Genomic DNA, 14,126 nt, shown 5'->3' on the forward strand with positions numbered 1-14,126 from the left:
AGATGACTTTGGCTGATTTGTCCTTGAATTAAATCCAGCACCTTGTCTGCTTGTGCTTCGCTGGTCCCACGCACCCATGCCGTCCAATCACTTGTATTGCCAAGTTTGTCCACAATTCTTGCTCGGTAAAACTGCGTAAGATTGCCTTGCAAGCCTGTGATTTCGTGTTTATTGGTGGGGTAGGCAAAGGTGCCCAGGGTGGTGATATTGGAGCGACCATCAGGAGACACTTGGATTTCTGTGAAGTTGGTATCATCAGAGCCCTTGTTGAACACCCAAGCCAAATCCATGCCAAATAATTTACCTTGAACATTTAAACGAGCAATTTTGGGTGGTCTGCCTGTTTTGCCTGCAATGTGGGTTAATTGGCTAGATGTGGCGAGACTTTCATTATCAAAACTGTCCACAGCTCGCACTCGTGCCAAATAAGCCCCTGCATATACCCCATCAATATCCACGCTTTGCCCTGCCACTTTGGGTAGGGTTTGCCAGTTGCCGTCATCTTTTCGCCACTCCACAATGTAGGCAGTAGCCCCTTGAACCTGCTCCCAATTGATTGTTAGGGTTGTTACCGCTTGCCCTTGATGGGTGCGGGTGTTTGCCATCAAGGTTACGCTATTTGGGGCGGTGATTGGTGTGGCTTTTAGCACAGTCAAAGGTTCTTGGATGATGTTTGCCCCACTATCCACCACGTCATATTTTTGTCGTGCGTATTGCAATGCGGTGATGTCAAAGGTGGCGTCATCGTTTTGGGCAATGCTTAAAATGCGAAACTGCATGAGCTTTAAATCATCAGAGATGATTGCCCACACATCATCTGTTTGCCCTATGGCTTTATCTAGGGTTAAGACAGTATTGTTCACGGCAACAATTTTAGCCGTTTGCACCTGTTCAGCTGTATTTAGTGTGATGGTGTCGCCCACTTTTCCTGCTTGGCGGTCAAGGGTAAGCTGTTTGGCTTGGGCATTGGTAGAGACAATCCGCCCACTAATCGCTCGCCCGGCAAAGATGTCATCGGCAATATTGATGACTTGCCCCACTTGCGGAATAAAACCCATCAAGCCTGTTTTAAAGCTGACCGTTTGGGTTTCTAATTGCTCAGACTTTAACGCCCACAATCCTGCTCTTTGGGCTTGCCCCTTAGACGTACAACCCCATGCAGCGATGTCAAGTTTTTTAATGCCGTATCTGGCGATGGCTTGTTCATCTGCCACAGGTTCATACTCAGTTTTATACTCATTATCAGGATTAGACCACGCCACACTAATTAGCGTGTGGCGGTCTCTTGCTCGTGTGCCTTGATACACAAACTCACCACCGACCACATTGGCGCGGCTAAACGTATAGATAGGGTCTTTGGGTGTGTCGGCATCCACCACGATGTTGCTACCGTCCCAAAAGCTCATGCCCCGAAATACCGAAGCGATGTTTTGCAAGACCAAGTAAGCATCTTCGGCTTTTTGAATATAGACATTAATGGCAAAGCGTGGCTCCCTGCCGCCTTTACCGTCATCAACCAGCTCATCACAATATTGTCCGATTTGATACAATCGCCATTTGTCCACCAATCCTGATAGACGCTCGCCTAAGCCATAGCGTTTATGGGTGCAAATGTCATAATAGACCCAAGCAGGATTATTAGAATATGCCATTTTAAACGTACCGTCCCATAGTCCATTGTATTGGCGAGTGTCGGCATTGTAATTGCTTGGCACTTGGATAATCTTGCCCTTTAAGCGTACGGCGATTTTAGCAATGTTGCTAAATGTCTTGGCATTATAAGACAGACCCAAAACAGCGGTGCAAGGATAAGCCAATTTGGCATCAATAATCTCAGTCAGTGCGTCAATGTGGACAGTATCACTGACCAAATCGCTGTTGCGGTTGGGGGTGATACGCCGTACTCGGATTGTCCAACGTTTTGCCGTCCCTGCACTCGGCAGGTCAATACGGTGCGATTTTTTATAGCCTGCACTTGATTTGCCCCGCACGGTTTGGCGAACAACTTCAATAAAACTGCCACCGTCCGTTTGTACATCAATGGCATACTCAATGGCATAGCCCTTAATGTTGCCATTATTATCTTGCTCTCGTAGGGCATTGAAGTTGAGACGAACACGCACAGCAGATAATTCACGGTTGGTTATGGCTTTAACCCACGGACGGTCATGGCGTAACTCCACGCCCACATTGGTTTCATTCTCAACAGCAGGAAAGCCTGCAATGTGTGTTTGATTGAGCGTACCTGCCCGAAACTCCCAATTTACCCCTGTAAAATTAGGTTGTCCGTTATCATTGATGAGCGGTGTGCCATCTAGCTTGATGGATTTGCCCCCATCTGCCAAGCCGTAAATTTCTCCTTCACACAGACCATATAGAGCCTTAAAAGTGTCTTGGGAAACTAAGGTGTCAGGGGCAATGTGGGGGCGATGGGGTTGTTTTGAGCCTTTTTTTGAGCCGTGTATTAAAGATGAGTTATTCATAAGTTTTTCTTGACAGGGTTTATTTTTGTATATACAATAATTAAAAACAACGTAATTATAGGCAAACTATGCCAATCAGTTATGATGAAACCAAGCGGTTAACCAATATTGACAAACATGGCATTGATTTTATTGGTTGCGAGACAATTTTTGATAATCCAATGTTGACCTATGAGGATAACCGTTTTGACTATGGTGAAATGCGTTTACAAAGCTATGGTATTTTAGGCAATCAGGTGGTGTTTATGGTATGGACTGACCGTGAAAAACCACACATCATATCCATTCGCCCTGCCGACAAACAAGAAACTAAAAAGTTTATTAAAGCCATTTATGGATAAGCTGATTATGAAGAAGACAACATGCCAACCACCAATAGACCCCCAAACTTTGCTTGCCAATGCCCCTAATAGTGTAGATAAGGGCGATGAACAATTTGACTGGAATAATGCCATCATCAGCCAAAATTATGCTGATTTAAAAACCAAACTTGGCAGACCAATAAGTGATAAGCCAAAGCAAGCCATCAGCATTCGTTTTGATAGTGAGATTGTGGAATATTTTAAATCCCAAGGCAAAGGTTGGCAAACCGCCATGAATAATGCCTTAAAAGAGTGGATTAAGACACATTCAGTTAACACCTAAGCTACGCCTTATCTTCCGCATAAATCCCCGCACTGCTGATAAATCCACCCACATCCCACTTGCCATAAAGTAGGGGTACAGGATTGCCCTGTGCCACGGTGGTAACTGCACCACCAAAGCCATTATTAGGACGGTTGCCATCTTCGTTCATGGGGTCAAGTTTGGGGGTGGGCATCAGTAGGCTTGACACCCCACCAATTAATAATCCTGCACCTGCACCAATTAACGCCCAGTTGGTTACCCCTGCCACCAATCCCACCCCACCAAATGCCCCAAATCCTGTGGCGATGAGTGCCACTCCTGCAATGACTTGAATCCAACCTAGGGTTTTGCCACCACTACCGATGACTTTTGGGACAATATGGATATGACCTGCGGTGGTGATGTTATCTAGCTCTTGCTCGTTGATGTTGGTTTGCTCATTGCGTTTTTTACCGACAAAGATGGCAAAGCGATAGCCTAAGTTTTCACTGTCTGCCATAAATTGCTTAAAGGCTGGAATTTGGCAGGCAATCGCATGGCAGGCTTCTTTGGCACTTTGTACGTTAAGTTTAAAAAAGCGTCCAAACTTTTTAGCGAGAATGCCGTGCAGCTCAATCGTTTTCATTCATCAGCTCCTTATGTCTGACAATCATCGCTGTGCGTTTGTGCCAGCTCTCCCCATATATCTCACGCACACTCAATCTGCCGTGCGGGTGATGTAAAACAAGGCAATCACCCACACAGTCAGGGGTGGTTTCTGATTGTAATTTGCCATCACCAATAAAGATTAAGGCGTGATTGACGTGGTGTGTGCGACCAACACGACACAAAATCACATCGTGCTTTTGGGGTGTGCCTGTTACCACTTCAAACCTAGCTTTTTTAAAATTATTCTCATAAAGTGGTTCGTGGTCTTTGTCTTCCCACCACTCATCAACACGCTGAAAGTCAGGCAGAATGATGTTAAGCTCACGGTCATAATAATCCTGTACAATCCCATAACAATCTTGTGTGCCATGATGATACTCACGCCCGAGCAGTGGGGTGGTGTAGATGGTGGGTTTATGACATTTGATGTCAAAGTATTCTTGACCGTCTGCATGAACACCATAAGCACAGATTAGCCAATCCACCCCATGTAAGCCCATTTGAACTTTGTCCACTTCGGAAGGCTCGGCATTGCCGTTTGGGTGAGAGTGGACAATGGCTTGAATGTCGCCCAAAGCAGACAGTTCAATAAATTGCACAGGGTCAATCTCAAAGGTGTCAACAGGATTAGGGGCGATGTTGTTACAAGGATGATAAGTGCCATTAATGACAAGTCCACAACATTCAGATGGATAAACGGCTTTGGCGTGGGTGATGATGGCGGATTTTAGTTGTTTGGTGAGTTTCATTTTTTTATCCAATAAAAAACCGCCATTAGGCGGTAGGGTTGGTGTTTTTTGAATGATGTTTTTTAGGTTTAAATTGACTTGGAATAAAATGCACCAATATGTTTTTGTAATCATCATAGTCTAGCGTTTCATCATCAATCAATACATCAAGAAATTCATCGCTAAGATTTAAGCAATTATCAATATTGGTATTTTGCAAATAAACATCTAAATTTAATACACTCTCATATCCTATACTGCCAACATCAGTATCAACATCGTAATCATTAAAGTGGCGTTCTGATAAGAATTGATTCACTAAATGATTGATACGCATCAACTGATTGTAAGAGATATTGACTTGCTTTATGTCAGCAAGTGTTTTTTGGGTAAACTTTGGTTGCATTGGTAAATCTCCACTTAGGCATTTTATGATACATCGGTTAAAAACTTGACACATCAAGACCCAATCAAACTACTGGCAGGAAACCCACCAAATCTTTGTTCATTGCCCCGCAATTTGCACTCAAACAATCTGCCACTGCATTTGTCTTGCTCGGGGTCATCGGTAGGCTTACCATCAATGGTAAATCGCTTTGTGTCTGTATAATTACATTCTTCCCCACGATATTTGCCACAGACTGCCCAATGGCAGAAACTGGTGATTTGCCGAAAAGGGAGTTTTCGTCCTTCAAAATCCGTAGGGTTCGCCAGCTCAAAGGTGGTGGTGGCATTAATACTGCTTTCGTTGGTCTTTTGTTCAATATACCAAAGAGAGGTGCGGTAGTTTTGTTCGTCTGCTTGGCTGTTTGGGTTATCTAAGTACTCAGCTAAGGTATGAATGACAGTCAGCCTTGCCCCTGCAAAATCACCAAACCGCAAACACAGCAGTCGCAATGCTTGTGGCACACCACCGATGTCATTATGTATGGTGATTGTGGGCATGCTTGCTTTGCCATCGCCACGCACTTCCAAGCCTTCGGCAGTGATGGCAATAGGAATAAACTCTTGACCTTGCCAGATGATTTTGCCATCATTGTCGCTGTGGGCGTGTCCATGAAAACGGTAAACATCACCGCCTAATTTGCGAGCATCTAATTCGTACAAGGTGATGAAACCTTGTACACTGGATTGTTGAATGTTGCTGTTAAAGCTCATTGTATGACCTTGTTTAAAAGTGATGACTTGCAGTTTTAAATCAGTTATGATAAATTTACGTAGTAAATTTTAATGAACAATCATCATCGCCATGAAATTCAAACCCAAGTATTTAACTTGGGTTTTTATTTGTTTGCTTAAATGGGTTATTATGCTTAATGATACTTAGCCAGCAAATTAAGTCAGCTTTGTGCATCAGTGCTGTCTTGTTCATTGCTGATTGGGTCATTGACTGGCTCAGCATTGGTAGGTGTATCATCTGTGGACTGCTCGTCTTGGTCTTGCTTGGCGGGCTTTGGCACAAGGTCAATGCTAAACTGATTATCTTGATAAGCAACCATCAGCTTATCAGCATAGATGCCTTGGTATTCAAGTGTATCAAGCTGACCACTTGCCCAATGAATGATGTCAGCGGTTAGGCGAGACACACGGCGAGTACGCCCTTGATTGGCTTTATTGGTGGTAATCTCAAAATCCCCTGTGTCGTCTGAATACTCAATCTTGACAATACTGGCATCATCACCGTGGGTGTTTTGCCAGGTTGAGACTTGGTAGCCAAAGGCGGTTAAAATATCAAGCTCGGTGGTAGAAAGTGTTTTAAGTGTTTTGGTAGTCATGGTTTTGCTCCATTAAAAAAGCCCCAAAGTGGGGCGGTTAAAATTGGGTTTGGCCGAAGTTGGCCAATAAATTATATTGTTTAAAAACAATTACTTGTGTTTTTGGCTAATGTTGGCCATCAATCAAAATTGGCTTAAAAAACTTGTTCAAATTTAAGAGAAATCTGCCAAAAATTCCCCTTGCGATGACTGACTTGATACTCTTGACAGACATATTTAGCGGTTACACCATGTGGGTTGGTCCATAAAAAAGGCTTAATTCCTTGGTGTTCATCAATGAAGTCTTGAATGGGCTTAATCACAGTTGCCCAGTCGCCTGTTTTTGAGCCACTCCAATCAGTACGTTTGTTGTTAATGCCATGACTGACACGCTGAGCATAGCCATCACCGAACTGGGTTTTGGTTACATTGTGGCGAACATCGGCAGAAGCTCCCATGTTCATTTGCCATTTGAAGGTTTTGATATTATCTGCCATACAGCAAACCCCCTTGTCTACGTTCTTTTTGCAATTCAGCTTGGACGGCTAATTTAATCGCATGACCCAAGTTTTTACCCATGTCATGACTGGACTGCACATCGCCACCATCGCTATTTACGGTTACATTTACATTGATAACCTGCCCACTACTATTGCTTTGCAGACGGTTTAAGGTGTTATCAAGGTTTTGGGCGGTGTGTTTGGGTAATACTCTCTCGCCTTTTTCAAGATTCCAAGTGCCTGACTTTGGGACGGACATAATGCCATCGTGGGCTTGTCCGACTGGCATGGCAATGGAGCGAATGTCATTGATAATACCCATGCCCTGTGATACCGCTCCTGCGATTATGGGAATGTTTTTAGGAAAGCCTGTTTTACTTGCTTCGGCAATATTTGCTTTTAAAGCGATGATGGCTTTGGCAATAGCAAAGCCTTTTTCCATCGCAAACATCGCCCGATAAATACCACTTTGCTCCCCAAAAAATGACTTGGTCATACCACTTATGCCATGAAATACGTTTTGATAACCATCTAGCATTAGATTAGTTTTAGCAGCCAAATAGACTTGTTCAGCTTGCTGTCGTGCTTGTTGAGCTTGTAGCTCTACATTTGTATGAGAATCTTCGTAATCTTTAATGATTTTAAGCCTGTCATCCAGCTCTTTTTGTAACTTGGCAAGGGGCGATAGCTCACCCGCCATGCTCTTTGTCATATCATCAAAGGCGTTTTTTGTGTTGGCTTGGTGTTGCAAATGTTCAAGCTTGGCAATGGCAGAACGTTCACGAAGCAACAACATATTATCCGCACCACTAAAAGCTCCGTTTTGCCAATCATAATCAAACTCAGCAAGTTTTGACTGATTGCCAAACAAATCAATCTGCTTTTGCAAACTGTCATAATTAGACTTGGAGCGTTCATTGGCTTGGGCTATTTTGTTTTGCTCTTCTAGGGCTTTATTAAATGCCATTTGTTCGGCTGTTTTGGCTTTTAAATTGTCCAACACATTATCAGCAACCCCTTTGTATTTGTTGGTGTGAATGATTTCCCATTCCAGTAGTTGCAATCTATCAAATCCATGTGTGGAGATTTCTTTATGAATACCAGCAATCTCATCAAGTACAGTCTTGTTGCGTTCTAATTGGTGTTTTTGAGCAGTCAAGGCTTCAAGTTCAGCAGTATTTGCCCCCTTATATTTGCCAATACCAATATCATATTTTAAGGCATTGATGGGATTGTCATTGCCAAATAAAGCAATTTCTTTTTTCAAACCTGCCACAGCATCTGCGACTGTTTTTTGAATGTTATCCGCCATTTTCTTGGCTTGTTTGACAGCCTTTGGTGTGGCTTTTTTAATGCCTTGTGCCATACCTTCGGCAGTATGTTTGCCAAGTTTTTTCATTTTTCGGCTAGGCGAGTGAATGTCAAGGGCAGACTTGACCGTTTGATAGACTTTATTTGCCATATCACGAGCGACATTTAGTGCTTCGCTCATTTTGCCTTTTACGCCATTAATAAAGCCCTGTATTGCATCTCGTCCTGCTTGTAGTAGTTGGCTACCAAGATTTTTAAACGCTCCTACGATATTGCCTATCATGGTGCGAATGATACTGACAGCATTAGTCAAGCCTGTACGGATTGCACTTGCCACACCTTGCATATCTCCACGCACCAATGCCTTGATGACATTAAAAGTGGTGGTGAAGGCATTTTTAATTAGGGCAAATCCTGCGTTAAACACACTGGCAAAGACAGTTAGCCCTGCGGTAAATATGGCTTTTGTGCTGTTTATCCATGCTGACAAATACGCCTTAATACCTTCAAATACCACACCAATCAGGGGCTTTAATTCGGCAAATTTCGCCTTGACAGTATGACCAAATTGCTCAAAAATCGGTATAACCTTACTCATTGCCCCATTGATAAAATCAGAAACGCCTGTAAAAATAGATTTAATATTTTGTACCGCTTCTTGAACAGGGGCGGGCAATCCATTAAAAATTTCAGTCGCCTTGGTTTTGACTTCATCCCAGTTTTTATACAATGCCACACCCACCGCAATCAATGCAGTTACCCCTGCTATCACAGCCGTTACAGGAAAACCAAGCATGGCAAGGGCAGAGCCAAACGCTCCTACCATACCCACAGCAGATGACACCGCAGAGATGACACCACTTATCATTGTGGCAAAAAATCCACCTATGGCAATGATTGCCCCAAAACCACTTGTAACCGCAGTAAACGCAAGAGCAAGACCGCCAAGCGTTGCCACAAAACCAAGCACACCTGCCGTTACTGCCGTAATGGTGGCGACAAGCTCTGGGTTATTACTGGCAAAATCTGTCATAGATTGTAAAATCGGTGTCATGGCTTGCATGACATTATTAAGTGTTGGTAAAAATGCACTGCCCAAAGCAATTTTAACAGCAGTGATATTATTACCAAAAGTTTGCATTTGTGCTTGTGTTGTGCCTGCCATACCTTCAAATTCAGCAAGCATAGAGCCTGCATAAAAGCTGGCATCTCCCATGGCTTCTAAATTTTTTCGTAATGTTTCGGTATTGTCCACATATTGAGCAATAATTGGCAAAGCTTCTGTACCAAATATGTCATTGATGGTTGCTACCTGCAAATCTTTGGGTAACTTCTTGATGCGTTCAATCACATCTAAAAATGTACCCATACTGTCAATTTGCATATTTTTAGCGACTTTCTCGGCTGATAATCCTAATTGGTCAAAGGCTTCTTTTTGTGATTTGGTTGCACCTGCTCCTTTGGTCATGTAAATCATCATATTTTTAATGCCTGTTGCTGCTACATCAGGCTCTACGGCGGTGATTGACCCTGCTAACGCTGCGATTTGGTCAGCTGATACCCCTGCAATACCACCAAGTGAACCAATACGCTGTACCACTTCCAAAACCTTGTCGGCAGCATTCGGTGTAGTATTGCCTAGATAGTTGATTTTATCAGCCAATGTCTCAACTTCGTCTTGGCTCATTTTAAATGCCACTCGCATTTCTGCCATCGCTTGTCCTGCTTGTTCGGCGGTAATGTCAAATGCCACACCCATTTTTACTGCCGATTCAGTAAAACGAAACAGCTCAGCTTGGGCTATCCCTGCTTGTCCTGCCGCCGCCATAATTTGGGCGATTTGGTCGGCTGCCATGGGTAATTTTTGGGATAAACCAATGATGTCATCTTGCATTTTTTTGAATGCTTGGGGCGTATCAAAATCCACAACCTTTTTAACTTCTGCCATAGATTGCTCAAATTTTACCGCTTCGTCCACCGCCCCTTTAATACCATAAGCAATCATCCCCAATCCAACAGTGGCGATAGCTCCTGCATTTTGCAATCCTTGTAGTGCATCTGCATTACGTCTGGCAAATCTGTCCATACGTTCATGTAGTTGCTCCGTACGTCTAGCAAATCCATCAAGCGAACGCTGAGCAGAGCGTAGTCCACGGTCAAAAGCGGTAGTAGTCGCTTCTAGGACGATTTGTAATTTTGATACAACTGACATGGTTGCTCCAATTAAAAAACCGCTCAAAGGCGGTGGGGGTTAAGTGTCTTTTTTCTCAAATTCTTTATAGGCTCTATAAATCTCAGGCAATCGCCAAATTAAAATGCCCAGCAAGACAAAAATGCCAATAACAATTAATTTTTCCATAGATAATCTTTCACTTTGCACTAAAAATGTGATAAAATCGTTCATAGATTTAATCCTTTCCGTTAAAAGGTTAATACTAAAAAACCCAAGTTTTGGCGAACTTGGGTTTTTGCTTATCGTTGATTATGATGATTGTTCCATTTTGCCAAACATGGCAATCATCGCCTGCACTTCTGCCCTTGCTTTTATGGCGTGTTGTTCATCTTCCCACACTTGACGCTCATCATCTGTCATCGGATTTGGGTCAATCACAAGAAAATCAGCAAGACTTTTATCTGTATCACCTGCCTGTAAATAAGCAAGCAAGGCAAAACCCAAATCCATACGATAGCCACCAATGGGGTCTATTTCATCATAAGCACGCCATTCGGCAAGTTCGGATATGGTAAGTGTGCGTTCTAGCTCACTCACCGTTTTACCCAGATGTCCTGCCAGTTTAAACAAAAATAAGCGGTCTTTGTTGGCGATTAGTTTTTTTTGGTATCGTCCAGCTTGGTATCAAAACCATTAATTTCACTAATGACATTTACAATAGCGGTCATCTGCTCGACAGTCAGATTGCCAAGTTCTTTAACATCATTATCACCAAACAAGCGTTTACCATTTTCATCACAAAGCGAATATGCCACCATATTAAGGCTTGTGGTGATGTTATCGTTTTTCTCACCTTTTTTAGCAAGCTCGCCTTGCTCGGCAACGGTGAGTTTTTTTAAATAAACTTCGCCAATACCATCAATCTCTTTTAAAATTGGCGTGGCAGCAATCACGGCTAATAGCCCAGTTTTGGTTAATGCACTCATAAAATTTCCTTAATAAAAAAGCCTATCGGTGGATAGGCTTATGGGGGTAAGTTAGGGGTTAAGCGGTTAGTTCTTTGATAACTTCACTGGTGATAGAAATTTTGCCTTTTTTGCGTAACTTCTTTTTGATGTCGTCATTATCGGTGGTAAGTTCACTAATAATACCTTTGAATTGACGACTTTCGGTCGGCACTTCCACAAATTTTAACTGAAACACAAGCTCTTTGGCGGTCTCAAAGCTGGTCTGCAACAGCTGATGAGTGGTGTCAGTAGAATCTAACACATACTCAAAATCAATTTCACTGCCTTCTTTAAAGTCCACAGGCACTTTGATTTCACGGCGGTCATCGGTGGCAGTGATGTCGTCTAGCACCTTTGTTTCACTAGGGACACCGCATTTTTGTAGCAAGATGACCTTTTTAAACGATTGAGCTTGTCCATTGGCGGACACAAACAGCTGATAAAAACTGTCTTTGGTATTTTCTGCTGACATTTTTTGCTCCTATTGTTTGGTAAAATGGTGGATAAGTCTAACGACTATCTTTAAATTTCTACTACTGTAGATTGCTGACATATTATTCTCCTGTCAGTTGGTGGTTAAAAAAATCAAGTTGGCAAGGTCTGCCAAAATTCGTACTCTATCAAACCACGATATAACTTGGCTTCATCATCGTACAAATAAGTCGTTCCGCCATAGATTGACGGCTGTATGGTGTTTAATGCCTTGACCACTTGGGCGGACAGGCTGATTGTGTCGTCATAATTGATGGTATAAACATCTATCTGCATCCGCACCCACTCATGACCTGTAATGCCGTCTAGTACATTGTCAGGTATGTTTGAGATGATGTTATATACAATATAAGGGGGTGGCGATTTCTCACTTTCAGGCACAAAAAGCGGATAGCACCGTCCGCCTACCAAGTTAGCCAGTAGGCTATAAATGCGTTCACTAGCGGTCATATTATTTCCAATAAAAAAAACCGCCTGTGATTAGGCGGTTGTGGATTAAAAAGTTTACTGGTCTTTGTGTGCAGCACCTATAACAATGTTACCTGTGGATGGATAAACTTCCGTATAGTGCTTAATATCACCAATCATCATTGTTTCAGTTACAGCATCCTTGGTTTGAGTTGCTTTGGTGGTAGCATTGGTTGCCATTTTAGCCACCTGTCCTGCACTTTGCTCTTTGGGTATGTCAGGGTGTAGCACTTGGGCAGTTACTCCTGCCAATATCAATAAAGCAAAAACTTTATCGTTATTTTCATTGGGCTTAATAGTCATACGATAACTACTGGCTGATACTTTGCCTTGTTTATCAATGTTACCAGTCCAAAAAATACCCTGACCCAAATCCAATATAAATGTATCACCAGATGTCTGTATTTTACCTAACTTGACATCAATACCCAATGCCTGAGTAATTTTTTCATCAATTTTACTGCCTAACTCTTGGGGGGTCATGCCAAAGTTGGCTTGCACAGTTGGGCTTTGCTTGTCAGTATTCTGTGGCAACTTGGTAGGCACAACGTTTAAATGATTGGTGGCTTTTTCTTCTGCTTCTTTTTTGGCTTTATCTTCAAGTTCTACTTGTTTTTTAGCTTGTAATTCAGCTTGTTTTGCGTTTTCTTCGGCTTCATATTTTGCCTTATCTTGTGCCATTTTTGCTTCACGTTCTGCTCTTTGTTCAGGTGTCTCAAAAACAACAGCAAGTATCCCAAGGACAAAAAATAAGCCAAAGATGATACCAATGATTTTAAGTGCTTTTTTCATATCCAACCCAAATAGTAAAAATAATGAATAATCATATACCAATTAGCAACAATTTGGCAATATGCTAACCCATAATTTTATCAATCTGTTGTCCCATTTTTTCTGCAAATCGGCTTTCTGCATTGCCTATATTATCATCAAAAGCAGGGCGGATAAAGGGGATTGGCGGTCGCCCCCTTGCCCCATATTCTTCATGGAATATATAATAATAAGCATTTTGACGACTTTGGCGACTGCCTTTTAATGCCACATAAATGGCAATTGCCGCACCGTCCATGTTGGCACTATCACCCTTTGTTAGCCTACGTCTTTTGATTGACCCTTTAATCACACCAGTTAGAAAAGGGGCATTGGCTCTTGCCTGTTGGTACATTGGCGTACTGGCGAACATCAGCGAGCTATACAACACACCACCAGCTTCTTTGTTGCCAATTTCATCACGAATTTGGTGTAGTTTTGCGTTCAGTTCACTTAAACCATTAATTTGTACTATCACTAGACACACCTTTTAACACCAAAGTCAAATACTCTCGCCCACTGCCTTTATCTGCCAAAGGCTCACCCACAATTTCATACATTTTGCCATTATGTTCAACTCTCATGGTGTGGTCAATGTCGCTGCGGTAGCGGATTGTGGCTCGGGCAGTAATATTGGTTTTGTGAGTTTGTCCAGCAATCATGTCTTTGACTGACAAAGGGCTAAATTGTCCCCACAAAGCTAAAATATGTTCCCATTGCTCTGCTCGCACTGCTCCTGTTGATGAGCGTGTGGCGGTTTGGCGGTGGAATTTTAGGCGGTGGCGTAGTTGACCAGCTTGCATTTATACTCCTAATATTCTGTATGATTGCAGTAAATGAACAACTGAAAATGGCATTTCTGCTACATTTACCATATTATTTGCCACAGTTTCACGGTTAGCATACCAATGAGCCACCAACATTAAGCAAGCATGATTAATACTTGGTGTGATGATGATGCCATTTTTGTCATCATCAGGGATATTATCATTATATAAATTCCGCCCTGTGTGATTTTGGACGTAGTCATAAGCAGACAGAATGTAGCCATTTAGTAGCTCATCTTCATCATTGTGTTCAATACGACATTGGTATTTGACTTGTTCAAGTGTGATTTTATCCATT

General features: G+C 42.5%; 19 protein-coding genes. 2 read left to right on the forward strand and 17 right to left on the reverse strand.

Annotated features, from left to right (window positions below; all coding sequences use genetic code 11):
• Positions 1-2,483, reverse strand: a 2,483-nt coding sequence (locus CEW93_RS07225) for a host specificity protein J (protein WP_146416651.1), incomplete at its 3' end; no start/stop codon positions are given.
• Positions 2,484-2,551: 68 nt separating this feature from the next.
• On the opposite strand from CEW93_RS07225, the gene CEW93_RS07230 reads away from it, so the two are divergent.
• Together CEW93_RS07230 and CEW93_RS07235 are read left to right on the forward strand one after the other, a co-directional pair.
• The gene (locus tag CEW93_RS07230; protein ID WP_089540883.1) at positions 2,552-2,824 is read left to right on the forward strand and encodes a BrnT family toxin; all 273 of its coding nucleotides are present in this window, start codon (positions 2,552-2,554) and stop codon (positions 2,822-2,824) included.
• Between the two features lie 7 nt (positions 2,825-2,831).
• Positions 2,832-3,128 (forward strand): BrnA antitoxin family protein, encoded by a 297-nt coding sequence (locus CEW93_RS07235; protein WP_089540890.1) that lies wholly within the window; start codon positions 2,832-2,834, stop codon positions 3,126-3,128.
• A gap of 1 nt (position 3,129) precedes the next feature.
• On the opposite strand, the gene CEW93_RS07240 is transcribed toward CEW93_RS07235, so the two are convergent.
• The 16 genes from CEW93_RS07240 to CEW93_RS07310 form a co-directional block, all read right to left on the reverse strand.
• On the reverse strand, positions 3,130-3,735 hold the full coding sequence (locus CEW93_RS07240) for a tail assembly protein (RefSeq protein ID WP_089540886.1): 606 nt from the start codon (positions 3,733-3,735) through the stop codon (positions 3,130-3,132).
• Complete coding sequence (locus CEW93_RS07245) at positions 3,722-4,507, reverse strand: C40 family peptidase (RefSeq protein WP_146416652.1); 786 nt, start codon at positions 4,505-4,507, stop codon at positions 3,722-3,724. The genes CEW93_RS07240 and CEW93_RS07245 overlap by 14 nt, the downstream gene beginning before the upstream one ends.
• Before the next feature lie 25 nt (positions 4,508-4,532).
• Complete coding sequence (locus CEW93_RS07250; protein WP_089540875.1) at positions 4,533-4,892, reverse strand: hypothetical protein; 360 nt, start codon at positions 4,890-4,892, stop codon at positions 4,533-4,535.
• A 53-nt stretch (positions 4,893-4,945) separates the two neighbouring features.
• Positions 4,946-5,644, reverse strand: a complete 699-nt coding sequence (locus tag CEW93_RS07255; RefSeq protein WP_089540877.1) for a phage minor tail protein L — start codon at positions 5,642-5,644, stop codon at positions 4,946-4,948.
• A gap of 182 nt (positions 5,645-5,826) precedes the next feature.
• Positions 5,827-6,261: a hypothetical protein gene (locus CEW93_RS07260; RefSeq protein ID WP_089540879.1), complete on the reverse strand. Its 435-nt coding sequence runs from the start codon at positions 6,259-6,261 to the stop codon at positions 5,827-5,829.
• Between the two features lie 134 nt (positions 6,262-6,395).
• Positions 6,396-6,737 carry a phage tail protein gene (locus CEW93_RS07265; RefSeq protein ID WP_146416653.1) on the reverse strand — a complete coding sequence of 114 codons (342 nt, stop codon included), beginning with the start codon at positions 6,735-6,737 and terminating at the stop codon, positions 6,396-6,398.
• Complete coding sequence (locus CEW93_RS07270; RefSeq protein WP_089538957.1) at positions 6,727-10,263, reverse strand: phage tail tape measure protein; 3,537 nt, start codon at positions 10,261-10,263, stop codon at positions 6,727-6,729. The genes CEW93_RS07265 and CEW93_RS07270 overlap by 11 nt, the downstream gene beginning before the upstream one ends.
• 39 nt (positions 10,264-10,302) lie before the next feature.
• Positions 10,303-10,455 carry a hypothetical protein gene (locus CEW93_RS10825; RefSeq protein WP_186727932.1) on the reverse strand — a complete coding sequence of 51 codons (153 nt, stop codon included), beginning with the start codon at positions 10,453-10,455 and terminating at the stop codon, positions 10,303-10,305.
• 78 nt (positions 10,456-10,533) lie between these two features.
• Positions 10,534-10,854: a phage tail protein gene (locus tag CEW93_RS07275; RefSeq protein ID WP_089538958.1), complete on the reverse strand. Its 321-nt coding sequence runs from the start codon at positions 10,852-10,854 to the stop codon at positions 10,534-10,536.
• 23 nt (positions 10,855-10,877) lie between these two features.
• Positions 10,878-11,210: a phage tail assembly chaperone family protein, TAC gene (locus CEW93_RS07280; protein WP_089538959.1), complete on the reverse strand. Its 333-nt coding sequence runs from the start codon at positions 11,208-11,210 to the stop codon at positions 10,878-10,880.
• A 58-nt stretch (positions 11,211-11,268) separates the two neighbouring features.
• Positions 11,269-11,703 carry a hypothetical protein gene (locus CEW93_RS07285; RefSeq protein ID WP_089538960.1) on the reverse strand — a complete coding sequence of 145 codons (435 nt, stop codon included), beginning with the start codon at positions 11,701-11,703 and terminating at the stop codon, positions 11,269-11,271.
• A gap of 113 nt (positions 11,704-11,816) precedes the next feature.
• Positions 11,817-12,173 carry a DUF3168 domain-containing protein gene (locus tag CEW93_RS07290; RefSeq protein WP_089538962.1) on the reverse strand — a complete coding sequence of 119 codons (357 nt, stop codon included), beginning with the start codon at positions 12,171-12,173 and terminating at the stop codon, positions 11,817-11,819.
• A gap of 54 nt (positions 12,174-12,227) precedes the next feature.
• Positions 12,228-12,983, reverse strand: a complete 756-nt coding sequence (locus CEW93_RS07295) for a hypothetical protein (RefSeq protein WP_089538963.1) — start codon at positions 12,981-12,983, stop codon at positions 12,228-12,230.
• A 64-nt stretch (positions 12,984-13,047) separates the two neighbouring features.
• Complete coding sequence (locus CEW93_RS07300; protein ID WP_255504024.1) at positions 13,048-13,479, reverse strand: HK97-gp10 family putative phage morphogenesis protein; 432 nt, start codon at positions 13,477-13,479, stop codon at positions 13,048-13,050.
• Positions 13,463-13,804, reverse strand: coding sequence for a phage head closure protein (locus CEW93_RS07305; RefSeq protein WP_089538966.1), 342 nt, complete (start codon positions 13,802-13,804; stop codon positions 13,463-13,465). The genes CEW93_RS07300 and CEW93_RS07305 overlap by 17 nt, the downstream gene beginning before the upstream one ends.
• On the reverse strand, positions 13,805-14,125 hold the full coding sequence (locus tag CEW93_RS07310; RefSeq protein ID WP_186727933.1) for a head-tail connector protein: 321 nt from the start codon (positions 14,123-14,125) through the stop codon (positions 13,805-13,807).
• Position 14,126 lies beyond the last annotated feature (1 nt).

The organism is Moraxella sp. VT-16-12 (assembly GCF_002224245.2).
Classification (GTDB): domain Bacteria; phylum Pseudomonadota; class Gammaproteobacteria; order Pseudomonadales; family Moraxellaceae; genus Moraxella.